Origin of the sequence: Puniceicoccus vermicola (genome assembly GCF_014230055.1) — a bacterium.
GTDB classification, from domain to species: domain Bacteria; phylum Verrucomicrobiota; class Verrucomicrobiia; order Opitutales; family Puniceicoccaceae; genus Puniceicoccus; species Puniceicoccus vermicola.
On the sequence record NZ_JACHVA010000101.1, the window covers coordinates 225103 to 249775 of the forward strand.

Here is a 24673-nt window from a genome sequence, read left to right on the forward strand (position 1 = left end):
CGTCTCGCTATGAATTTCCATTTCTTCTTTTTTCGTGTTCTACTGCTTTGCTTCTTGACGAATTTCGTGGGTGCCACTCCGGATGGAAGGTCTCCTATCCCGTTTCAGGTCTTTCTTTGGCCGGGCGCTCCAAACCCGAATCTCGATGCTAAGTTGAGGGAAGGGGTTAAGGAAAAAGGCAGCCGTTCAATGCTGGAATACGTTCCGCCTACGATCGAATTCAGTCCGAATGGTGGTGACGAGGTAGAGTTGGTGCAAGCCGCCGAGCAACGCCTTTCACCAACTTATTGGTATGAGGGAAGCAATCCTCTCGTCTTCTTTCGTCAAGAGAGCGTGGGAACGGGATCGGTTCGGAGAGTTTTTCTGGGGGACGTGAGTATTCCACCTTCTTTCCGACACGCTTTGCTCTTATTTCTGCCGGATCCTGAGAGCCGGAATACATACCGCATCTATCCCATCGATAATTCTCGTGAACGGGTGAAGCCTGGTGAGGCTTGTGTTCTGAATATTACAGGAACGACAATTGGATGTCTTTTTAATCAAGAGCAGATCCTTCTGGAGCCCGGAGAACAAAAAGTCGTTCCCATTGGTGCCTCTGAAAGCGTATACATCGTGGTCCGCATTGGAGCTGAAAATAACAAAGGCGACTGGAAAGAGAGATATGCCGAGCAGCTATACGTGAATCCCAGTGACAGTCTGACCATTCTCGTTTATAATAAAGCGGGAAGACCCAACAATTTCCGGATCATGCAGATCAAGAATCCCGGAAGTGGCCCGGTCTCGAAAGAAAAAGGACTAAGCCATGGAGCGAAGCCGGAATAGCGTTTCAACCTTCCCATTCGAAGACTCCTCAAGTGCGCGATAGGATTCCAAATAACGCACATTGTGCAACAGGGTGCATTTACTCGTTCTTGTTATGAATCTCGTCTTGGAGAGTATGGATAGCAGTAAACTATCTAACCTTCGTCATCGTTCCTTTGACACGTTTATTCACCCCTTGAATCAATTCCTATGAAAACTCCTATCGCGAATATTCTCCTTACTTCATCTATCTTGGCCCTTATGTCTCCTCATTCCCAGGGGGCCGACTACTATTGGGCTCCGGTCGGACCAGCTAGCTGGGATGATTCTGGAAACTGGTCCGGCCCCGGAGGTGTTCCTGGAGTGGGAGATCGTGCATTAGTCACGACAACCGAAGCAGACGAAACCACGACTTTGATTTTAAGAAGCGACACAGCTGTTGATAAGATCCAAGCTCAGAGCGGAGGATCTGGCCGAGTCTTTGCGACAATTGATGGCGGCGGCTCTTATGGCATGACCCTGAACTCAGCCGTCACTTCCCTCAACGGATCAAGCGTCACCTTTAATTCGGATGTGGTCAGTAACAGTTCTTACTACGAAGTCGATGGAACGAGCTCGGTAACTTTCAGCTCGGGGTATACGTATTCAGGCATCATCGGTAGTTCAGGTAGTTCAGGAACGATCAATCTGTATTCCGACATTTTTGACGGAGGAGCAGAGAACATTGCCTTGGATATGAGAGGGGGGATTTTGAACTGGAGGGTCGGCTCATTTTCCTCGACCAACCTTAATGCAGGAGTGCTGAGAGTTTCGGGTCGCTACGGTGCCGCGACGATGAATCTTGAATCCAGCCTGGATCTTTCTGGTTCGGGAGGTCTTTACCTGGGATATTCCGGAACCAACGTGAAAGCTTCGACATACGGGGTGAGAGATGGGGTAGAGCTCTCTGATAATATTATCACGGGAACCGCTGGCTCGGGAGGTGCCTCAGTCAATATCCTGACTCTTGGAGCGAACGATAACACCGCGACTTCAGGAAGCACCTCGGAAGTGACTTTTGCTGGAAACTATGAAATGAGAGACGGGGGGAATGCCAGAACTCACCGGTTTCATGCAGCAGATAACAATACGGCTGTATTTTCAGGCGTGATCAAAGATAATGGCGGGTCCGAGAATGCTATTCTGGAGAAAACGGGAGAGGGAATCGTCATTTTCAGTGGAGCGTCTGCAAACACCTATTCCGTCGGATCATCATTTTTAGTAAAATCGGGGACGCTTCGGCTCAGCAAGGATTCGGGAGTAGATGCTTTGGCAGGAGATGTTGAAGTGGAATCCGGTGCGACTCTTGAGCTGGGATCCTCTAATCAAATCAACGATTCCGGCAATCTAGTTCTCAGTGGAGGCACTTTTGATCTGGGGGGAAATCAGGAAGAACTGGGTACACTTAGCTTAACTGCTGATTCCACCCTGATCTTGGATTCTGGTTCTTCGGTTGCCTTCTCCAACAGTTCTGGGCTCTGGGAATCCGATTCGATCCTTACGATCACCGGAACCATCGATTCGATGTCTATTCGTTTCGGCACCGATGAAACAGGACTGACGGAAACTCAACTCTCGCAGATCATCTTTTCGGATTATAGTGAGGTGACGGCCTCGCTTGACGAATCCGGGTATATGACCCTGGTTCCGATTCCGGAGGCTTCGGTTTTTTCTTTGATTATCGGAGCTTCGGTTCTTGGATTTGTCTCTCTGCGTCGTCGCTCGGGAAGGAACAGTGAGTAACCTTTGGTTGTCCGAGCCTCGTTCCTCGGCTCGGCCAGAACGTTTATTGGTTCAATCCATCTGCTGTTCGAAGTTTAATGGGAATTGCCGTCATCGTTTTTCACGACTTCAGAAGTTGTGAAAAGCGGAGTTTCCATTTCTTTACTTGGCTCTTACCCTTGGCGAATGTTGTTGAGGAGACTTTACATGAATTCTCGGCGAAGACATCTTTGATGCTGGCAGCAACGTCTGGCCCTCAATCCACTCGATGTCCATCTGTATGGTAATTCGAGAGGAGGGAATGCCATATTGATTGTTATTAAGTTTATGAATGAGTTGGGCGACAGACTGCGCACCCATCATCCGAGCATCCAGGCTTGTTCCCGTATATTTCTGTGATTCAGGGAATGTATTCAGGTTGATGATTCCGATCTCTTCCGGCACCTTGATCTCCAGTTCGGATAGACAGGTTTCCACTTCCGGGATGAGATGGTTGGAGCTGATCACGACTTGAGGCCGCTGGGTTATGATCCAATCTTTAAGCTGTTCGGTCTGGTCGGAAGATTCCACAATCAGCGGAGGTAAAGCGGACGTCGGGTGGTTTTCTTGCGTGTATTGTCGGTAGGCCGCAGTCAGCAGGCGTTCATTCCGTTCATGTACGGTGCGGGTGAGTAGGAGTCCTATCCTCGAATGCCCCAATGCCATGCATTGATCCATTATTTGGATGACAGATTGAAAGCTGTCCGGAACAATACGGTCGAACCGGGGAGAGGTGAACGAGTATTCCATCGTTACGGTTGCGAACCGTTCCCAGTCGAGCGAGAACGATCCGTGTGCCTCTGGAAGCGGTGCTAAAATCAGGCCCCGAATATTCCGGTTTACGAGAATCTTGTTGAGTCTGTCGGCGCTCATTTTTTCATTAATTCGAAATTCTTCCACCTTGTAGCCGTTGTGATTTGCCATTTCGACCGCACCTCTGAATTGTTCTAATAGGGGGCGATTTCCCCGTTGGATATATCCGAGAGTTAAAGGCAAAGTGATACGATTGTGATGGGTCCGAAGCGCGCCGAGCGCAGAAATCAAGGGATTGGGGCGATATCCCATTTCTTCGGCAGTCTCTTGGACGTGTTTCTTAATTTTGTCACTGATTCGAGGATCGTTTTTCAGAGATCGGGACACGGTGGACCGGTGGACGCCCGCTTTCCGGGCGACATCTGCCATGGTTACGGACGAAATGAAGGTGGGGGGATCCATCGAATATCGGATTGGGGTTTATTTGATTGTGATGGTAGTTGGGCTGGCACGGGTGTCAACTGGAGGGCTACGGTGAATTGTGGCAATAGCTGGCTAGATGACTTGGAATCCGTCTCGCAGTGTCTGTCCTGATGTCGGGCGAGAGGCCGAGGCTGTTGCCGCCCGTAATCCCCGGATGAGTCTCGATAGACCGATGTTTTAGCAATCGATCAAGAAGGCCCGGTCGTTGTATCGGTGGGGTTGATTCTCCCCGCTGAGGAAGGCTTTGCCGCCGGAGTGAGCGTCGCCAAGTGCCTGTAGAGAGGCGGTTGCATCAAAGAGGAAAGGGCCCGATTCCGGCAAGCCGATCGCATGGAGGGGGATGCTCGCGGTTAAGGTGTAGTTGAGCTCGGTCTGAGAATACCGGTAGGAGGTCTTGGTCTCCGACTTCGATTTGTTCCAGAAATCAATTCCGCTCTTTTCTCCTTCTCCCGGGATCACGCCTAAGGCAGCGATGTTGTTGCGGTTCTGTTCCGAGAAGAAGAGATGGACGTAAGAACTCTGGTCGGGATTTTCGGGATAAACTTCAGGTTTGGAATCCTGGATCTGCATTTCGAGCTCGAGATTACCCTGGTGGCGGCGAATCTTGCCTGTGGCGCAGGGAAAGCCGGACAAGGACATCTCGAAGTGTCCGAAACCGTCTTCCTTGGCGCTGATCCACGTCCGTGGGACGAGGGTCGCCCCGATTGCGAGCACACACGTGCTTTCGGAGATCAGGTCGACCCGGGTCTTCTGGGTGATCGGCTTTCGGATCGTGCCGGGAACGACTTCGGTCGCTGTCGATTGAGGAGCGATTTCGATTTGTAGTTGGGTTTTCTGCAACTCCAGGTTTTCATTTTCCGGGCTCAGGGCGAGTGAAACCGATTGAGTAGTTTTTCTCGGGTTTTCGACGGAGATCTCCAAATGGAGCTCACTGTCAACTACGTCCAAATGAGACGCGCTGGCTTTTGCGGTGGCGATCAGCCGATCCCCGATCCCGGCAAAGGACCGACCCGTTCCCCGAATGACCGGTTCAAACTCTCCGAGAAAACCATCTTTTTGATGCTGTTCAACGAGCTCGTCGCACATCGCCCAAATTTTGTCCAGCGGCAGCGAGGCGGCCGTGTGCGGGTCGGCCATCGCCGCCTGATAGATGTGTTCGCGCTTTCCGGTCAGAGCGGCGCTGACGGTCAGGCGTTGAACGTTGACATTGCTCATGCAAATGGCGGCCAGTTGTGGGGGGAGTTCACCGATTTTTACGGGATTCAGTCCGGTGCCGTCGACCAAGCAGGGAACTTCCACACAGCATCCTTGCAGGAGATTGTCGATAAGTCCTTGGTTTGGGACATTGCCATACACGGTGCGTGGTGTGTTGGTTTCGATGGAATGGATAATGAAGGATCCGTATTCGTGTGATTGCTCCTTCACTTCGATCTCTCCCTCTTCGCCGATTAATTTGGCTTCGGTGTCCTTCCATGAGGCGATAATCGCCTCGCAACGGCGGATGTATTCGTCGAGGGGGATCTTATAGCGGTCCACCATCTCTTCGCCGAAATGGATGAAGTGGGGGACGTATTCCGACTGGTGCTCGCTGGACTCGGTGACGAAGTAGCCGAGCCTTCTCATCATCTCGTAACGAACGAGTTCATAGTGACGGTCTGGATCGTTGAGCGCTTTGAACAGAAGAGGGTAGGCGTCCTGGCCTTGGTATTGAAACTTGAGGAAGAACGCCATGTGGTTGATGCCCGCAACGAGATAGGAAACATCGTCATAATTCAGATTCGCGTGGGAAGCGAGCATTCTGGCGGTCCCAAAAACCGAGTGGCAAAGACCGACATGGGGAATGCCCACGGCCTCGTCGACGGCCCAGCAATTCATGGCCATCGGATTCGTGTAATTGAGGAATAGGCAGTCGGGATGGGCCAGTTCCTCGATGTCCCGGGAAATCCCGAGAAGGACCGGGATCGTTCTCAAACCGCGGAAGATTCCGCCAATTCCCAGAGTGTCGGCGATGGTCTGCCGGAGGCCGTACTTTTTTGGGATTTCGAAGTCGACAACCGTGGACGGCTTGAATCCTCCGACTTGAATCGTGCAAATGACGTATTTCGCGTCCTTCACGGCTTCGCGCCGGTCAAGGGTGGAAACGATGGTCGGGTTGACTCCGAGTTTGCGGGCGACCCGTTTCATCATGATATCGGCGACTTTCAATCGTTCCGGATCGACATCCATCAGGCAGATGGTCGAGTCGGACAGTTCGGGAAATTGGAGGATGTCGCCGATCAAGGTCTTGGCGAAGACGACCGATCCGGCGCCGATGAGGGTGATTTTGCAGCTCATTTTATTGCTCTTGGGTGAAAGGGTTTCGGGTCAAAGGTGTTTCTTGGTTAAGAATCTTGGACTGTAGAGGATGATAGATCGGAGGGTTCTTCAACAATTGCTTTGTGATCTATTTTATGCAATTTGTGATATTCTGTTATGGAGTTGCCACTGCTTTCAGTTCTTTATTCCAGCTTGGAAATCCGGAACAATCCCGATTATTTTTGGGACAATTCCCATCGGCCTCATGAACCGGTTGTCTGTGTGATTCAGCGAACGAAACGGGGAGCCTCGTACATCGAGGAGGGCACGAATCGTCAGATCGCGAGAGCGGGGGAGGCCATCTTATTTCAGTATGGAGAAGACTCGCGCTACGGAATCCCGGATCGGGATTCTCTTCCGTATGAACATGAATGGGTCTGCATCAGTGGAAAGCAGGCTCCGGGGTTGTTTCGCGGGTTGCTGGACCATGTGGGCCGGAGGGTCGCCATGCCGGAGGGAAGTCAGGCTACCCGGCTCCTTCAAACGATCATCGAGAAATGTGAGCAGCGTAGTTTTGAAGACCGTTTTCATGAGTCGACGATGGCGTATTCCCTCTTGATGGCTTGTTTCCGTCTTCCTTCGAGTCAGGAGTACGAGAACGACGTGGCCCGGCTGGCGATGGAGTTCATTCTGAACCACTACCAGCATCCTTTTTCGCAGGATGACTTGGCGGATCATCTCGGGCTCAGCCGGGAGCATGTGAGCCGGCGCTTTCGTGAGGTCTACGGAGTCAGTCCTGGGCGCTATTGTAACCAGCTTCGGATGAATCGGGCGAAGGATCTTCTCAAGGTATCCTTCGCACCAATTGCCGAGGTCGCCCTGCAATGTGGATATGCCGATGCCAACAGCTTTTCCCGTGCCCTGAAGCAATACTATAATCGATCCCCTCGGGAGATGAGAGCGGGCGACTGATGCGGGTCGGGCATGGTCTACGGAAGGGGTTGACGGTGAAATTCCAGCCCTTCCGAAAGTGATCAGTTTGCTGGGTCCGAAGAGGATGGCGGTTGGTCTTCGGGAGTGGGAGAGATGTGACTTTTAATCTCTCGAAGAATCTCGTCAATCTCCAGGTCGCCCCGAATGCGAATGGCGTTCTTCGGGGCTTCGAGAGTCTCTAGCTGAGAGGCGAGTAGGCTGGCCGGCATAAAGTGGCCCGTTCGTTCGGCGAGCCGCCTCGCGAGGATCTCCTCCCTGGGATCGAGCCAGATGATTATGCAATTTGTCCCGGCACAGAGAATGGAGCGATAGCTCTCTCTGAGGGCACTACAGGCGAGGACAACGGATTCGCCCGCAGCGAAATGTCTGCGCACCTCTTCGTGAATCCGTTGCATCCAAGGAATTCGGTCCTCGTCGGTGAGCGGAATCCCGTTGGCCATTTTCGCCCGATTGGCTTCTCCGTGGAAGTCATCGGCGTCGAGAAAGGGGATATGGAGCTCTTCGGCGAGCTTTTGCCCGACGGTCGTTTTTCCACAGCCACTGACTCCCATGACGAGGAAAAGGGTCGGTAAAGAAACTTTTTGCATACAGAATAACTACAAGGTTCGAGTCGCAAGCGCGGGGTTCCTACAATTTAACGAGCACGCAAAAGCGTGCATAGCCCAAGAATTGAATTTGTGTTTTAAAGTTGCGATTCAAGCCGACAGATTAAAGCCCATTTTTTTTTAATGTCCTTATTGGAGAGTTTCGAATTCTATTCATGACGACTCAGTGGGTGGGTTGCTTGAGCGCCCACCTACGACCGGAGAGGAATGGTGAGAGCCATTTCTACGAAATTCATAACCGCAGGCACTTCTGTCGTCACTTTACCGGAGGGGGAGCGGGTAACCCCATTGCAGCTCGTAACCATTGATATCCAGCTTCTACTCCGCCAGACCAATCGCAGGGCATCTCATCGGACGGCTTACCCTCCTGAGACGATTGGCGCTAACATAGATTAAATTTTGTACTGTGCCCCAAGCGACCCAACCCAGACATGCATCGGGTGGGGCGGTACTCTTGAGAAGGATAGCGTTTCCGGTAAGGCTGAGGGTTGGCTCCTCCTCGAATTGTTCATCCCTATCAAGAATACGCTCCCAGCGAAACCATGTTCTGAGGAACCGCGTGCATCAATCTTGCTCGCACGACCTCGACTGAGTCCCGTTGGCTTCCCTAATATCAAGCCCATCTCCGTCGGAGAAATCTCATCCAAGGCGAATACTCACATTGTGCAAAGTGGTATTCTTCAGCAGACTTCAAAGCCGCGTCGTCCGGTCGAAATTGACGCCGGAGGCGAAAGAGCTTGTATGCTTCGGGGTGCACACCTAGCTCCGCCGCCAACTCACTCCACTTTCGAGCTTCTTCCTCCCACTCAGATGTCCGAGAGTCTGCTTGGGCTCGAAACGCCTGCATTTGAGCCAAGGTATACCCAATTTCTTCGAAACCTTCAGATGCAGAATAAGTTCGCTGGGAAATCTTCACTATGTTGCCGACATCGAAACGGGCGACCCAGAGCACCAAATGATGGTAGTTCGCATAGGCTCCGGACTCAAGTAGCACGTCTTCCTGAGACTGAAGTCTTTTTGCAGCTATTCGTTGAATAGCCCGTCTTAGCCATGCAAAGCCTCTGTAGTGTGCAAAAACTCGATACATAAAGCTAAGAGCCAAGAGTCGCGTTTGTCTCACCTCAGCAGACAGACCAAAATCCACCTCTGCTATTGCGCTAGCGCGCCGAGCCGCAATCGCACCCCGGAGTAAACGACCATACATGCGCGAGTTGTCGCTGATACCCACGAGATATCGAGAAGCTGTTTCTATAGAGGCAGTGTCTTCAACCAGCTCCAGTGCAGTTGCGTACGCACGCGCCGCGCACCTATACTTTCCACTTTTATGCAAAGCATCAGCCCGAAGCGCATGGGCTTCAGCAACTAATTCCGCCGTCTCGAGTGAGTGATGATCCACTTCGACAATCTCGCGTGCGGCCTTGGCCGCGTACGACAGATGATTCAGCAACGCTACGCGCCACAAAGCCAATTCGGCATCTGAGAATATTAGCGCCAACCGTTCTTTTGGAAAACTGATTTCGGAATTCTGAAGATTGAGTTCTTCTCCAAACAAAAGCGGAAGCCAATATCTCAGATCACCCTCCAATAACGTGCCATTATGCCGTGTCAGCACTCGTTTGCCGCCAATTCCAAGATCTTCACGTCTATAAGCTAGCCATATGATTCGGTTGATGGGTAGTTTCTCGATTTCCGGGCAAATCTCAAAATCTCGTCCTGAATATCCTATAACCAAGAGGGTGCGGTTTTTAATCAATGACTTAAAAAGAGCCGCCTTTTTACCCGACATTCTGGCCTCTTGAGTTAAGGCGAAGATTAGTGTTTCACCATTGGAATCGTCCGCGCTGCCATGAATCTTGAAGTAGTAGCGAGTGTGCGTGTCGCTCAAAGTAGGCTCATTGACTACCCGCGTCAGAGAGCCGAATCGCTCCCCCTCACAACTGCTGACATGAGCTAGTGCAGTGTCTAGCGCTGTATCGTAATTCGTTGTTATTAGGTCACTAATGACGTTCAGCTTAACCTGTTGGGCTAAGAGCTCGTGAAGCGGATTAGGTTTCGCTATGCCATACAGGTTTCTCAGGAATAATCGTATTCGGCGCTCGTCAGGGGACTTTTCTAGGATGACCTCGAAAGGCAGGCTCTTGATCTTGTCCGGGAACTGATCATCTATTTCAAGACGGTCTGAAATTGGTCCAGTTGGAAACAAAAGGTCATATATGGCCGAGGTGAAACTCGCTCCTGTCGCTAAAGAGGTGGGTGACCAACTCGAAATTCCTGAACCCAATAGTGCAGTCACCTTGGTCTCGTGAACTAATTCATCAAGGCTCTCCAGAGTGTTTCCTTCCTCAATAATCTTGTACATCAGGCTTCTCGTCCTTTCCTATCGCTACTACAACCCACTTTTTTCGTAGGCGAACTGAACGATAGAGAAAAAGGTCTTCCAGAATTTACATTGCTTTAGCAGAAGAGAATAGCTCTAAAGAATCAAGACCTTGTAGGACGTTTTTGGGTTCGCTTCACGCGGGAAGCGGACGAAGATCTAGTCTCGATTGCTCGATACACGAGGTGGCAGTGGGTGGATTCCCCGTGTCGGACTTACATCGAGGAAATCTTTTCGCTGTTTGAGCGGATCACGATTTCGCCGCAGTCCAGTTAAGGCGCGGATTACATTCGGCCCGACCTTCGCAAACAGATCCATACCAAGCGAATGCACGCGGTCTATTTTCGAGTGGGCGATGATGGGATTGTGGAAATTCTTCTAGTCCTGCACGCCAGGCAGGACCGCGATTCGGCTTTCGAATGAGAACGTCAGAAGTCTCATTGCCCGGTCAGTCAAGAATCGAGACGTGACGTCTTCTGATGGTCCTCCAAGGAACTTGTGGACCCCATCCGGATCTTCCCTCAATTGCATGTCAGGTTGCCCAGCACGTGCTTCTGGGAGGTGGCTTGATTTTCTCTTGCGTATTCGCAATTCGCGAATAGCGTATAATGCTGATGATTAAGGCCCAAGATGTAATCGTAGCGCTGGATCTCTGCCGTTTCGAAAAAACAATGAGCACTTATGCGGAGCGTGGCTCGCGCCTCGGGATGAGTGCTTCCGAGGTCCATGCTGCAGTTCGCCGCTTGGAAAAGGCCCGGTTGTTGGATCCCGAAACCGGAGTGGTGCGTCGGATTCCGTTGATCGACTTTCTTGAGCATGGCGTTCCCTATGCCTTCGCCGAAAGGCCCGGTGAGGTGACCCGCGGAATACCAACGGCTTGGGCGGCTCCCGTAATGGCTGATAGATTTACACAGAATTCGGAGTTGCCTCCGGTTTGGCCGGATCCGGAGGGAAAAACACAAGGCATCGCGGTCCGCCCCCTCTATCGGAGTGTCCCGAAGGCATCCCAGAGAGACTCCGGTCTCTATGATTTATTCGCATTGGTAGATGCACTCCGCATCGGAAGAGCTCGAGATCGAAAGATCGCCAAAGAAGTTCTCAAAGAAAAACTGTTGCACCATACCGCAGCTTAACATCGGAGCCCTACGCGCCGTGGCGAGGCATCTCGACCCGATTGGAATCAACTATGCCTTTACGGGGGGAGCGGTTGTGAACCTCCTTCTCGATGATCCCGAGTTGGGTCCGGCCCGTCCCACCGATGATGTGGATGTCATCGTCGAAGTTGTCAGTGGTCGGGACTACGCTGCTGTGGAGGAATCCTTGCGGAATGCGGGTTTCAAAAACGCGACGGACGGTCCGCTCTGCCGGTGGAGATTGGGGAAACTGGTTGTCGACGTGATGCCAACCTCAGGGGAACGCTACGGCTTGAATACTAAGTGGTTTGCCGAAGCCTTGCAGACGGCAGAAACGGTGAGATATGCCCACACGACGCTTCGCATCGTTTCGCCAATCGGATTTCTGGCAACCAAATACCTGACCTTCACCGAAAGAGGAAAAGGAGATTTTTTGGGAAGCCACGATTTGGAGGACTTTATCGCTGTCATTGACGGCAGAAGTAGGATCGTTGAAGAAATCCAAGCGTCGCGAAGAGATTTTCAGAACTATCTGGTCGACGGAGTCCGTTCTCTGCTGGCTGAACCGGATTTCCGGGAAGCTTTGCCTGGATTTCTTCTCAGCGATTCGGCAAGCCAGTCCCGTCTCCCTTTGCTCAGGAAAAAGTTGGAAGGGATTTCCTTGATCGAAATCCGGGAGATTCGCCGGTGAACGAAAAAGCGCGACCCCTTCAGAGTTTCCGCATTTTGCTTTTGCTGCTATTCCGAACTTGGAAATCCGAAATCGATGAAATTATGCGCCAAGTATAGGGTGCTGGGGGAGCGGAGAAGAGGAGGGTCTTTAAGATCGTATTGGATATGAATGAGATGGGAATTATTCAAGAATCAAGACGTGACGTCCTTTGGAGTGCTTATTTTTTGCGTGAGAAGTCGAAGGCGAGGAATGAGTTGGAGATGGAGATTTCCTGGACTCCGGGGAGTCCCGTTCCGAGATTTGCAGAGATCAACCGCTCTCCAATCGATTGGCCAAAGTGGAAGTCTGATGAATCCGCTCCTTTGTCGCATACCATTCCGTTGTTGGGGGAGAAAAGATCAAGGGAGTATCCCTATTTCCCTTGGGAGCACTTAAATTGTGTTCAGTTGAATTGGCCTTGGGGAATTGGAGACCGGCCAGACGAATCGGGCAGATCTCGCGAGCCGAGCTGAACGTGGATTACTAGAGTACATAATCCTGGTTTTCGAACTATGAGATTTTGGTTTTCACGTTCTCGAAGATTTCGTGTGGTATTGCACGCCCGAGTCGTGGATCAATTTCGGTATTTCGATGATAGTGAAAAACGGGTTGACCCCGTTGAGAAGGTATGGGTTTCTGATCCTGTGATTCTTCCTTGAATCGAATTTGCATGCACTTGAAATATGGCTCCCAAACCGACATCCACGAAGCGATTAGTGACATTGGCTGATGTTGCGCGTTATGTGAATGTCAGCCCGCGGACTGTCTCCCAGGTGCTCAACGGTAGCGAGAATGCGACGACGCGTGTCAGTGAGGAGACGGCCTGGAAAGTTCGAGAAGCCGCTGAGGTTTTGAAGTACCGTCCCAGTGCTTCCGCTCGAGCCATGAAAGGGAAGGGACTGCGGCAGGTCGGGTTTATTCTCGAATACGAATTTTTGGATGGGCGGGTCCCTCCGGTGATCGGAATGCCAGCGGTTCTCGGGATTGGAGATTATCTTGCCGAGAAAGATTGGAATCTAAGCATTTGCCGGGAACAAAGAGGGGGGCTGGATTCCTCGCGCTTACCCCGTTATCTGCGGGAACACTCCGTTGATGGATTGATCTTGAATTCATCTTCTCCCGCCAAGGATGCGAAAATCCTGGAAGAGCTTCGCAAGTTTGAGATTCCTCATGTTGTGCTGAACGGATGTTCTCCGAGCAACAGCATTTGCTTGGATGACGTAGCTGGAATTCAGAAGGCATTGACGCATTTGATTCAGTTGGGGCATTCGAAAATTGTCTATGTCGGTAAAAAAGAGGAGAGTCACCATTCGGTCGGGGTTCGACGTAACGCTTATCTTGAGGGGATGAGCCAGACGGGTTTGCTGCCGCAGGTATGGCATTACGGAACGGGTCCCGTTGCAGACCAATCCGAGAAAAGTCGGATTTCCAAGCGGCGAGCGGAGTCTCTGGGGATCGTTGAATATTTTCGTGAGAAGCAGCCCACTGCGTTTCTGTGCTATTCCGACATAAATGCGCTCCATGTGAGCCAGGCCTTATTGGGGGCGGGCGTACGGGTGCCGGAGGATGTTTCCATCGTCGGCTATGATGATTTGCCGTACGTCTACTTGAACCATCCGGCTTTGACGACGGTCCGTTCGGAATTTTATCAGTTGGGCTTGGAAGCTGCGAAAATGTTGCTGGACCTTGTCGCAAAGCCGTCTTCGGAGTTTCCCTCCGTGGTGATTCAGCCTGAGATGATTGTCCGTAGTTCGACTTGTCCGCCGTCGTCCTAGCACTTGATTTTCAGTTGATCTTTCCGGCGAGTGGTGGGGAAAAAGTGGAATTGCTTGTCCTTGGGGTTGTGCGTGGAGCAGGCTTACTAAATCAGGAGAGATTCTGGCCTCCTGTGTATCCTGAGTGCGACCGATTCGTTGAGACTCAAAGTTGGGAATCTGTTATCTGATGCTTGTTTCAAGAGCAGATCGTAATCGCCGTCTTAAACTACCTATAACAGGTGGATCTTTGTATTTTTATTGGGTGGTTAAAAATAGTACTTGAAGTAATGTCAGAGTTCCTTCTATTCTTTTGATTCAACGAGGAATCAAAATAGTATTTGACTTAAATCTAAGCTAAAGCTCCTCGCAAGACCGTGTTCCCAAAATTAAACCCCAAAGAAAACCACACCATGGATACAGTAACCTCAGAACGTGATTCCTTGCTAATTTCTATATGCTTCGGAATGAAGTATTTATTCCGCGCTCTGGCTGCTTCACTGTTGCTAAGCGGCTTTTCGCTGAGCGCCAATGCCTCTTTGCTCGCAATCGATAACTTTAACAATTATACGGCAGGGGATAACATTGATACCTTAAATGGTGGAACTGGATGGACTGGAGGGTGGAACGCTTCCACGGCGACAACGACGCAGGTCTCTAGCGAATCACTAACTTACACTTTAGATGGGTTTACTTATGGCGGTGGCAATTCGTTCTTGCTGACCGGTGCCGGGAATAACAACGCAGCGATTCGAACGATGACGACGGATACTAGTGGGCAGGATTACTATACAAGTTTCCTTGTCAAATATGAGGGGCCGTCAGGGACGGAAACGGGGCAAGTTGATGTTCAGCATGGCTTTACTATTGCAGCTCTGGATAGTAGTGGGGCGTATGCCTCGAGTGATAACATGGTCTTTGCTAATGGTGGTGGGCGTAGGATCGAAGCTCGCAGCGGAGGATCGAACACAGACGTTTCTACAATTCTGCAGCTTCAGACGACATATCTGGTGGTGGCTAAATTTTCAGGATGGGACGACATCAATGGGAACTACACAACGACGCAAGCTTGGCTGAATCCTGCGAAGACTGATGAATTTTCTACAGATCCTACCATCACTGCTTCGCATACAGGTCCTGGTTCTGATCAATTCTCAGGGATTGCCATGCGCTTTCTCAATAATACCAATTTCGGTGGTGATTATAAAGTATACATGGACGATTTGCGCATCGGGACGACTTGGGACTCAGTGGTGATTCCAGAGCCCGGAACTTATTCTTTAATCGCAGCTTCAATCGCGTTGGGTGCTGTCATGCTCGCTCGTCGGCGTAGATAATCGAGGGCGATCGGCATTCCGAATAGGGGACCCTACAGGCTTATTGGGATTAGCAGCTAATCATAGGAGGAGGGGTTGCATTCGATTGACGCTGGTAACATCACATCGCGTGTTTCGAGCACTTGATTTCCGCCCAGCCAACAGCCGAGATTCTTAAACATATTATGCCAGTCCATCAATTTTTATCGACAGATTCAGCGAGGAATCATCCCTCTCCTGAGGTGTCAGTGCCGGCTGGAGTCCTTTATAAGAGTCCGGCGAACTGGCCTTTGGAGGAGACGCCGGAAGGGAGGCGGGATCGTCGCTTCATCCGTCTTGCGGACCGTCCGACTGGGTTTGAAACGGATTTCGCCTGCCTAGAGCGTACGCTCCATCAGATCGTGCCACGCCAGCAGCAGAATGGTTGCTTTCTTTCCTCAGAAGAAATTCTTCTCCCGGATAAGAGCGACGACCATCTCGGAGTCGCCGGAATGCTTGCCTACTACCTGAGCCTGACGGAAGAGAATCCGGATTGGAACGATGCCTTAGGCAGGGGGTTGCGCTATCAAATCGATCACCTGTGCGCGACGGCTCCGAATACGAGTGGGCGTTACGTTCGCTATTATCTGGAACGAGACAGTCCCTTGGACTGGTGCAATACACTCTGGAGTCTACAGGGCCTGAATTTCGTTTTGGAATTCGGCCAGCCTTTTCTCCCCCGAGAACTCTATCGGGAAGCCTTGGAGCTCGGGCGGGATTTCTGGGAGCATCTGACTAACTATCCCGCTCGCGACGAGAATCCCTGCCACAACCAACTCCTGGAGTATGCATCAATCGGTTACACCTATGGTCGTATTTCCGCCCGACCCAAAGTTTGCCAGTATGTGTTGGACTATTACAAGAGCGTGCTTAGGAAACTGCGGATTGAGGATAGTGGACGCTGGATCTATACCGAGTTTAACCGTTGGTGTGCGCACTACGCATTGCTCTCTTGGTATGCCTTGGAGCATTTGTGGGTGGAGAGCGGGGAATCACTTTTCGAGGAAGATGCTATGGAAATGGCTGCAGCCTTTAACGACCGGATCTCAGCGGGTGGCTATTACTTTGGGGGCTCCCGCCGGGATGAACCGGGGTATGAGACTTTTCTCTACCAATTTTGGTTGCGGGGGCAGGTCTTCAATTTTGATCGGCTCTTACTGCCCGAGCCTTCGGATCAATGGCGCGACTTGATTTATGATGGTCATAATGGTCGTAGTCTAGTTTCCGAAATGATGCTCTTTGCAAAGCAGCCTTCAATTGCGAGGACTTCATTGTCGCTGAGTGTCTACACTCTGTATCGAAACCGCTGTTCGGTCCGCTTCAACGAAAATGGGACTTCACGTCATATTTCGGTGAATGGTTTGGAGCTAATCGAGGCGAATTTACCGGATTCTTTGAACAGTCCTCTGCTGTGGAAACAAAATGGGAATTGGGTGGAAGATTCGATATTGGCGAAGCCACCACCTCCCAGTCCATTGCATCGCTATGGCCGTGTCCTTGGACAGAGTTTTTCCGGGGTTGAGCTGCGCGCGACGATGCAGCGGGGAAGCGATTGGGAGATCCGAACGTGGTGGATTACCGATGGGCATCGGCTGCAGGGAATTGCTCATCTCATCGCGCACAACGCGGTTCGAAGCGATCAGGTGAAATTCGTATTGGGCAACCCTTGTTTGACAGAAACGGAGGGAGTCGTGAAGCCTGTGTTTTCGGTATCCAATTCGGATTGTTCAGTGAATACATTCGGACCGCAGCAATCTTTGAGGAGCGTGGACTTCCTGCGAATCGGGGATCAATACATTCGCGCCTCCACTCCAATGCAATTTGTTCGTCCCAGCGAAGATGCTTTTGACGGTTTCCCGGCGAGAAACAGAAAATTGTGGAGCAAGCAGAAAGACTCGAATCGGATCGAGATTGTCCTTTCAGAAACTTCGAAGCAGTTCCATTTCCGCGAAAGCTTGTTTGTTGGCATGGAAATCGGAGGAGAACGAACTCCTCCGGAAGTTTTCGACAAACCTGGAATCTGGACGTGCGGTGGAAAAATTGGTCGCTTCGAAGCGACAGAAGTCGAAGGAAACTGGTCTTATTCATTCAAGCCCGAAGGAACAAAAATTTTCCAATTGTCGAACCCGGCGTTTGGGCATGCTTAGCCGGAATGCCACACCCTATAAATAACAGATTAGATAGATTATTATGAAGATTAGAAACATACTTCTCGTGCTCGGATATGCGGCGTTCCTGTCGCAACTATCTGCGGAGTCCACTAGCCTAATGAGTAGCAATTGGAGAGGCGGAGCTTTGAAAAAAACGACTTCAGAGGTCAAGGAAGGTGACTTTTCCTACCGTTGGGATGCAGCCGACAGTTCCTATTTTCGGATCGATCAACTGGCTTCAGAAGACTGGAGTGATTTCAATGGAATTAGCTTCTGGTTGTATTCGGAGGAGGATAATGGAGCCAGTATCGCGATTGGAGCCTATGGAGCCCAGGGGGCGGATGGGTCTTCCGGAGACTCATACTACGTGTATCGCTTCACCGTAGATTGGGTAGGGTGGAAAGAGATACAGGTGGAGCTCGACGACTTCATTCCTGTCCGGGGCCCGGATGGATGGTCCAGCGTTTCCTATCTGAAAGTGATGAGCAATTACGGGACGAAGCCGATTCCCGGGACGGTTTTATATTTTAACGGTCTCAAATTAGAAGAATAATCCCAATCTCTCCCCAATGCTTTATCTCCCTATGTTTAGAACCTCAGCAAACCATCTATTGAAGTTCATTGGACTTTCCTGTGCTTTCGGGTGCGCGGCCGTTCCCGTTCTGGGCGCGAGTGAGAACCTATTGGACAATCCTGGATTCGAGGACCTTGGTGATACCAGTTCCTGGAATGAGAATAACTGGGCGAGTCTGGATGCAGATTTTCTACGCGACCCGGTAAATCCCCATTCGGGATCCTATTCGCAGAAAGTGACGCTAAAAAAGGTCGAGGGGGTATCGGACTTACAATTTGCCCAGGATGTCGATCTGAACCCGGGAGATCTCGTACAGGTTCGGTTTTGGTCCAGAGGTTTCAGCAATTCGGCACCCGTATCCTTACAGATTCGAAGGAAGGGACACCCGTATAGGCAATATTTCTCGGCGGAATTCACCGCGACTGAGGCTTGGAGTGAGCATCTTTTCAATGTCACGATGCCATCCAATTTTGATGCAGGTGATGAGCTCGTGCTCTTGTTCAGTTTGGGGGATGAAACATCGATCTGGTTGGATGATGTCAGTCTTTCGCGAATCAGTCCGCAAAGTGATGCACCGGCGTTCCCAGGGAATCCGTTGCGCAACGATTCATTCGAAGTGGGGATCGATGGTTGGGTCGCCACATTCCGCGAAGCAGGAGGTATAGCTAAAGCTAGTTACGGGGATGAGAACAATATCAGTACCTCTCTAGATTCCGTTTTTCAAGAGGAAGCTCCGGATGGATCACGGGTGATGACCTTCAAGGTGAGGGACGATTGTTCGGTTGCTATTACTTCTGGATTCTTTCCGCTTCGGTATGGACATCCGGTGGAAGTCGGATTCTGGATGAAGACCAGCGTTCCGGGTTTGGCGGTCGAAGCGGCGCTCGGGGGTGGAACCTTTCCTAACATGGTTTGGGACAAATATATGGCGAAGAGTGACGATAAGGCTTGGCGCTACTATCGCTTTACGGCGACACCAAAACCGAATGCACACGGCACCTACGTGCTGCAATTTTATACTCGGGTTCCCGGTCGGTACGAGATTGATCAAGTGACGGTGATGGATGCGGAGTCAACTGTGAGTGTGGATGACCTCGCTCCTATGGAGGCAGGGTTTGAGGACGTTGAAGATGGTGATCCGGCTCACATCTACCACTTGGAGGATCAGGCCGCTTTCCGGCTGAACGTGCTCAATCGCGACGGGATGGAACTTACGGCTCGCGTGATTGACCTGTGGGACAATGTCTTAGCCGAGTTTTCCGTTACGGATTTCGAATCGAACGGATTAATCGAGCAGACTGTTCTTTCTATGCCTACGACGAGGCTGGGAGGATTCAAATGCTCGGTTTATGCGAACGGAGAGAGTGAGGCTCTGGCTGAAGTGCTGTATGTGGTCCTCCCGCGCTTGGCTGCCGTCGCGGATGTGGAGGATTCTTTCTTTGGGGGGCATGCGAAACTGACGCCCTACAACCTGCACATTGCGGAGAAAATGGGGTATCGTTGGTTGCGGCTGTATCCACCCTTGGTGACGCAATGGATGGCGGTCGAGCCGGAACCGGGGGAGTGGAATTTCGACACCCGTGGAGCCGCCCGGGCTCACGACATGGGCTTTCAGTTGATGGCCGGATTCTCCAGCACTCCAGAATGGGCCGCCGGCGTCTCGCCGAAACTCGCCGCCCGGTCCCGATGGTGGTCGAGTTGGCCTCCGGCAAAATGGAGTGATTGGCAGACCTATGTGAAGAAGACCCAAGAGGCCTTCGGTCCCTATATTCAAACTTGGGAAGTTTGGAATGAGCCGGATGGAAAGTTTCTTCAAGTTCCCGGATCTCAGGAAAAACCGGTTGTTTATTTAGATTTACTGCGCACGGCCAGCGAGGCCCTTAGCGATGTGCGGGAACAGATTCAGTTGATTGCGGGGGCCGTGGTGACTTTGCACCGACCATTTACTCGCGATGTTCTGAATCTTGATGCTGGGCAGTATATTGATGCCTACTCATTTCATTACTATGGAGGTTATGTGGGGGAAAGAAGCCCGGACGAGACGGCAGACCTTGAAGAGATCGAGCATATCCGGTCATTCAAAAACCGTGATGGGAAACCGTTGAATATTTGGGTTACGGAGGCCGGCGTGAAAGCTCCTAGCTGGTTGGATACCATGCATATCGCCCAAAAGAGGCAGACGACGATTGCCGGTTATGCTCACACGCTCGTTCGTTCCGCGATCTTTTTCAAAGCCGTGGGAGCGAAACGTTTTTTCCACTACGAAGGGTTTGCGAACCCTTCGGGTTCGATTAGCTATCGCCGCGAAACAGCGATCGTCGATGTTGACGGCATTCCGCAGCCGAGCGTTGCCGCATTTGCGGCCATGGTTTATTTCCTGGAAGGTGCAGAACCTCTGGAGTTTGAAATCATCTCACTGGGAGAAGCTGAGCCTCGTATCGCGCAGTTCGAGCGCGGTGCCCGGAAGGTCTCGGCCCTGTGGTCAAGAACTCCGGTGGGAATTCAGAATCTGCCGGAGCTCGACTTAAGCCGTTGGGATGCCTTTGATTTGATGGGCAATCCCATAGAAGAAATCGAAAATATTGTCCTATCCCTCTCTCCCGTCTATCTTGTGGAAAAGAGCCAACCCTAATCCCCGCTACGAATGAATGGTCGCATGCACAATCCGAGAGCAAGGTCTGATTTCAGTTCCGATGGAGCTTTCACCCTGGTCGAGTCATTGTTGGTGATCGCGATTATCGCTATTCTCGCGGCCATCATTATACCCGTGACCCAGACAGTTCGTACTCGTATGGCTGCTACGGTATCGCAGTCGAATCTAAGACAGCTTGGGGTATTGTTCCAGCAATACCAAGCTAATCACGATTTTGAATTGCCACCGGCTTCCCATTCCTACGACGGGAGGCGAATGGTGTGGGACCACTATTTAGCCGAGTATTTGGAGGATGACTCGGAGATCGAAGCGTTGCTGCACTCCCCAGCGGACACCCTGAAACGTCGTTGGAATAACCAAGAGCCTCGCACTTATTCCATGGTTCGCGCCAATGGCTTAGGGGTTGCTGCGACATCACGCAAAAAGGAGGCTCCTCCGGTGGCTCGTGGGTTGAATATTCCCGAGCCGATGAAGGTTCTTTTGCTGGTCGAACGAAGCTCGGATACGAATGTCGTCTTTGGTGATTCAGTGGCAGTGACTGACAATCCCAATCAACAATTAACGCATGGAGCCGATATGTATGGTGGAAAATTTAACTACCTGTACATGGATGGACATGTCGAATTCTTGAACCCTGAAGAAACCATTGGCGACGGAACAATGGCGGCCCCCGGAGGGGGTTGGACCATTCGGGATACGGACTGATTCTGTATTCCGTTTCTGGTTTGTTCTAGTAGAGCCTTGATGGTGGTGTATCAACTTTGTCTGGAATATGGATTATTCGCACAAAAAATCTCCCTTTGATCTTTCAGGTCGTATTGCCCTGGTGACTGGGTCTGCGAGAGGCTTGGGACGGGCGATTGCTGAGGAACTGTCTCGGAATGGTGCGTCGGTCATCGTCAACGACCTAAGAGCTGAGGGTGCGTCTGCAACATTGGTTGGCGAGCTAAAGGCAGAAGGGCACAAAGTCTGGAATATGGCCGCCGATGTTTCGGACGAGATTGCGGTGAATGCTCTCTTTGAGAAAATCGTAAAGGATTGCGGGAGATTGGATTTCTTGGTGAACAATGCCGGAACCGCGATTACTCAAGATATCTTTGAGACGTCGACAGAGGAGTGGGATCGCATCCTCGACACCAATCTCAAGAGTTGCTTTCTGTGCTCGAAGAGGGCGATGGAGCTAATGAGGGACCAAAAGTTCGGGCGTATCGTGAACATCGCTTCGGTCGTCGCCCATCGCGGGGCATTTATGGGGCCGGTTCATTACGCGGCATCGAAAAGCGGGATGCTTGGCATTACGAAAACGTTGGCCAGGACGGGGGCTCCGCTAGGGATCAATGTGAACGCGGTAGCGCCGGGGATCATTTTGACCGAGTTGCTGGAACGTTCGCACGGAGCGGATGGGATTAAAGAGTTGGCGAAATCGGTTCCACTCGGCGTGGGTGCGCCTCGGGATGTGGGGATGTCCGTTGCCTTCCTCTGCAGCGCCGCCGCCGACTACATCACGGGAGCGACCCTGGATGTGAATGGAGGGATGTACCTCCGGTAATCGATGGTTTCGTCTTTCCGGCAATTTTTTCTCTCCATAAAAGTCATTCTATGAAACTGCCTTCTTCCTCACACTCGCGGAGTTTCGATGTCATCGTGGCCGGCGGAGGACCGGCTGGCATAGCGGCTGCGATTGCCGCCAGTCGGACGGGGGCGAAGGTGCTAATACTCGAAGGGCATGGTTGCTTGGGAGGGGTCTGGACGGCCGGGGCTTTGACCTTAATTTTGGATTCGGAAAACAAGACCGGATTGATGGAGGAGATTTACCAACGGTTGTCTCAATACGAAGGTCGGTCCGCGATTCCCAGTAACCGATACGATGTCGAGGTCATGAAGTGGGTGCTGGACGAGCTTTGTGAAGAGGCGGGAGTGGCCGTTCGGCTGCATACCCAGGTGACGGCAGCGAGAATGGTTCAAGGGCGTTTGACCTCGGTAGAAACGCACAGTAAGTCGGGTTTTGAATCCTGGGAGGGGAAAGTCTTTATTGATTGTACGGGGGACGGCGATTTGGGCGCTCTGGCTGGAAACGGCTTTGAAATGGGGCACCCGGTGTCGGGGGAAGTTCAGCCGATGTCTCTGATGGCGATCGTCACGGGGGTCTCGTCACCCGAGATCGATCCCTATGTCGTTGAGTCGAATGGAGAGTATTCGGACTCTCCGAAAGAGGTGTTGTGTAAGGCCATCGAGTCCGGGGGGCATTCTCCTTCCTATCGAAGTCCGAGTCTCTTTCGCATTCATCCGGATGTCTACGGATTGATGACCAATCACCAATATTCCGTTCGTTGTGATGATGCCGAGGGTATCTCCGAGGCAACCCGGGAAGCACGAGGAGAAATTCACAAGATTGTTCGATCATTGAGATCACAGGGAGGGGCTTTTGCTGGGTTGAGGTTGGTCGCCACCGCTGAGCAAATCGGGGTGCGAGAAGGCCGGCGCTTGCATGGGTGGTATCGGCTGACTGTGGATGATCTGGTGCGGGGGGTACGATTTGACGATGCGATTGCCCGTGCCACCTTCTGCGTGGATGTCCATTCCACGAATCCGGAAGCGGGCAAAAGCTATGATTCCGACGGAGTTCAAACCCAACCCTACGACATACCCCTACGTGCACTCGTTGCGAAAAATGTGGATGGACTGCTCATGGCGGGCCGTTGTATTAGCGGGGATTTCTGGGCTCATGCGTCCTATAGGGTGACCGGCAATGCGGTCGCGATGGGAGAGGCTTCGGGTTCCTTCGCAGGTTATTGCCTGGCGAATGAAACCACTCCGCACACGATCTGTTCAGATCAGGAAAAGCTCTCCACCTACAGTAAGCAGATCACGTCCTGAATCGGGAACGGGCGGATGTCTTGGATCGGGTAGGTCACTGGCACAATTCGGCGAGAGGAGGATTCGCTGCTCTCCTCTACGCCCAAAATTATTAACTTTTGGCGCATCAATGCTAAGCGTGTTCGGTTGCTCTCAGTCGAAGGGTTTGTGATGCTTCTAGTTCATTCACCCCTTTTGATTCCTATGAAGATTACTGCGCTGACTCCTTACATCTGCGATTGCTTTCGCACCAACTGGGTATTCCTGAAAGTCGAGACTGACGAGGGAATTTACGGCTGGGGGGAAGCCTCTCTGGAATACCGTGAACAGACCGTTGCCGAGGCGATGGTTGAGATTGGACGATCGGTGATCGGACGCAATGCCGGCGACATCCAGTCGATCTGGGATGATGTCAATCGTGAAGTTTACTACCGGGGCGGACCGGTCTACATGTCGGCTCTTGGCGCGGTGGAAATGGCGCTCTGGGACATCAAGGGCAAGGCCTTGGGCGTGCCGGTCTACGAACTGCTCGGTGGGAAGGTGCGCGACGGCATTCAGTGCTATGCCAACGCCTGGTTTACAGGAGCCCGCAAGCCGGAGGAGTTTGCCGAAAAGGCCAAGGTGGCCATCGAGTCCGGCTACAAGGGACTGAAATGGGATCCGTTTGGGAAATCCTATCTCGATGCCTCGCCCGAGGTGATGAAAACTGCGGAAGCCTGTGTGGCGGCCGTGGCCGAGGTCGTGGACGGACGGGCCGAGCTCCTGATTGAAGGACACGGGCGTTTCAACGTCCCGACCGCGAAACGGATTTCGGATATGCTGTCGGCCTTCAATGTGGCGTGGTTCGAGGAGCCGCTTCCTCCGGGTAATCTGGAAGCTCTGGCGGATGTGCGACGCTACTCGCGGGTGCCGATCGCGGCCGGGGAGCGTCTGTACAGCCGTTGGGAATATATTCCTTTCTTCGAAGCAAAAGCGGCCGATTTCGTGCAAGCCGATGTGATTCACGCCGGGGGCATCCTCGAGTTGCGCCGGATCGCCGACATGGCGGAAGCCCACTACATTCCGTGCTGCCCGCACAATCCCTGCGGACCGGTGGCCAATGCGGCGACCCTGCATGTGGCGGCCCTTTCGAATAATGTCATTCGCCTGGAGACGATGGCGACGGACGTGAACTGGCGGAAGGATGTGGCTCGGGAGGATGCGGAGTTTGCTGATGGATTCCTGACCATCCCGAACACTCCGGGACTGGGCGTTGATATCGATATCGAGGCGATGAAGGAGCATCCCTACCAACCGCGGGCCTTGCGCCACTACGACGGAACGTTGACCGACATCCGTCCGCAGGACAGCGGCTACATTTTCAAAAACTAGGATCGCCC

The 24673-nt window shown here is 51.9% G+C and carries 18 protein-coding genes and 1 pseudogene; 15 read left to right on the plus strand and 4 right to left on the minus strand.

Annotated elements, in window-relative coordinates; translation table 11 throughout:
* Positions 1-189 precede the first annotated feature (189 nt).
* A complete protein-coding gene (locus tag H5P30_RS13070; protein ID WP_185693374.1) occupies positions 190-822 on the plus strand; it encodes a hypothetical protein in 633 nt (210 codons plus the stop codon).
* Between the two features lie 189 nt (positions 823-1011).
* Complete coding sequence (locus H5P30_RS13075; protein WP_185693375.1) at positions 1012-2583, plus strand: autotransporter outer membrane beta-barrel domain-containing protein; 1572 nt, start codon at positions 1012-1014, stop codon at positions 2581-2583.
* Positions 2584-2724: 141 nt separating this feature from the next.
* On the opposite strand, the gene H5P30_RS13080 is transcribed toward H5P30_RS13075, so the two are convergent.
* Both H5P30_RS13080 and melA read right to left on the minus strand, forming a co-directional pair.
* Entirely contained in the window at positions 2725-3783 is a 1059-nt protein-coding gene (locus H5P30_RS13080) for a LacI family DNA-binding transcriptional regulator (RefSeq protein WP_185693376.1), read from the minus strand.
* Between the two features lie 1113 nt (positions 3784-4896).
* Positions 4897-6171 (minus strand): annotated as a pseudogene (gene melA, locus H5P30_RS22830) (alpha-galactosidase); the annotation flags it as partial.
* A gap of 138 nt (positions 6172-6309) precedes the next feature.
* Here melA and H5P30_RS13090 point away from each other — a divergent pair.
* A complete protein-coding gene (locus H5P30_RS13090) occupies positions 6310-7104 on the plus strand; it encodes an AraC family transcriptional regulator (RefSeq protein WP_185693378.1) in 795 nt (264 codons plus the stop codon).
* A gap of 62 nt (positions 7105-7166) precedes the next feature.
* Here the strand turns inward: H5P30_RS13090 and H5P30_RS13095 are convergent, their stop codons facing one another.
* Both H5P30_RS13095 and H5P30_RS13100 read right to left on the minus strand, forming a co-directional pair.
* Positions 7167-7712: a gluconokinase gene (locus H5P30_RS13095; protein WP_185693379.1), complete on the minus strand. Its 546-nt coding sequence runs from the start codon at positions 7710-7712 to the stop codon at positions 7167-7169.
* A 631-nt stretch (positions 7713-8343) separates the two neighbouring features.
* On the minus strand, positions 8344-10089 hold the full coding sequence (locus H5P30_RS13100) for an SIR2 family protein (RefSeq protein ID WP_185693380.1): 1746 nt from the start codon (positions 10087-10089) through the stop codon (positions 8344-8346).
* A gap of 108 nt (positions 10090-10197) precedes the next feature.
* On the opposite strand from H5P30_RS13100, the gene H5P30_RS22700 reads away from it, so the two are divergent.
* From H5P30_RS22700 to dgoD, 12 genes are all read left to right on the plus strand, one after another.
* Positions 10198-10383 carry a type II toxin-antitoxin system RelE/ParE family toxin gene (locus tag H5P30_RS22700; RefSeq protein ID WP_185693474.1) on the plus strand — a complete coding sequence of 62 codons (186 nt, stop codon included), beginning with the start codon at positions 10198-10200 and terminating at the stop codon, positions 10381-10383.
* 338 nt (positions 10384-10721) lie between these two features.
* A complete protein-coding gene (locus H5P30_RS13110; protein ID WP_185693381.1) occupies positions 10722-11240 on the plus strand; it encodes a hypothetical protein in 519 nt (172 codons plus the stop codon).
* Positions 11241-11259: 19 nt separating this feature from the next.
* Entirely contained in the window at positions 11260-11931 is a 672-nt protein-coding gene (locus tag H5P30_RS13115; protein ID WP_185693382.1) for a hypothetical protein, read from the plus strand.
* Positions 11932-12674: 743 nt separating this feature from the next.
* A complete protein-coding gene (locus H5P30_RS13120) occupies positions 12675-13727 on the plus strand; it encodes a LacI family DNA-binding transcriptional regulator (protein ID WP_185693383.1) in 1053 nt (350 codons plus the stop codon).
* Between the two features lie 392 nt (positions 13728-14119).
* The gene (locus H5P30_RS13125; RefSeq protein ID WP_185693384.1) at positions 14120-15043 is read left to right on the plus strand and encodes a PEP-CTERM sorting domain-containing protein; all 924 of its coding nucleotides are present in this window, start codon (positions 14120-14122) and stop codon (positions 15041-15043) included.
* Between the two features lie 164 nt (positions 15044-15207).
* A complete protein-coding gene (locus H5P30_RS13130) occupies positions 15208-17208 on the plus strand; it encodes a hypothetical protein (RefSeq protein ID WP_185693385.1) in 2001 nt (666 codons plus the stop codon).
* A 43-nt stretch (positions 17209-17251) separates the two neighbouring features.
* Positions 17252-17764, plus strand: a complete 513-nt coding sequence (locus tag H5P30_RS13135) for a carbohydrate binding domain-containing protein (protein ID WP_185693386.1) — start codon at positions 17252-17254, stop codon at positions 17762-17764.
* Positions 17765-17795: 31 nt separating this feature from the next.
* Positions 17796-20417, plus strand: a complete 2622-nt coding sequence (locus tag H5P30_RS13140) for a carbohydrate binding domain-containing protein (RefSeq protein ID WP_185693387.1) — start codon at positions 17796-17798, stop codon at positions 20415-20417.
* A gap of 24 nt (positions 20418-20441) precedes the next feature.
* Positions 20442-21143, plus strand: coding sequence for an H-X9-DG-CTERM domain-containing protein (locus H5P30_RS13145; RefSeq protein ID WP_185693388.1), 702 nt, complete (start codon positions 20442-20444; stop codon positions 21141-21143).
* A gap of 67 nt (positions 21144-21210) precedes the next feature.
* Positions 21211-21987: an SDR family NAD(P)-dependent oxidoreductase gene (locus H5P30_RS13150; protein ID WP_185693389.1), complete on the plus strand. Its 777-nt coding sequence runs from the start codon at positions 21211-21213 to the stop codon at positions 21985-21987.
* 50 nt (positions 21988-22037) lie between these two features.
* A complete protein-coding gene (locus tag H5P30_RS13155) occupies positions 22038-23315 on the plus strand; it encodes an FAD-dependent oxidoreductase (RefSeq protein WP_185693390.1) in 1278 nt (425 codons plus the stop codon).
* A gap of 183 nt (positions 23316-23498) precedes the next feature.
* Positions 23499-24665: a galactonate dehydratase gene (gene dgoD, locus H5P30_RS13160; protein WP_185693391.1), complete on the plus strand. Its 1167-nt coding sequence runs from the start codon at positions 23499-23501 to the stop codon at positions 24663-24665.
* Positions 24666-24673 lie beyond the last annotated feature (8 nt).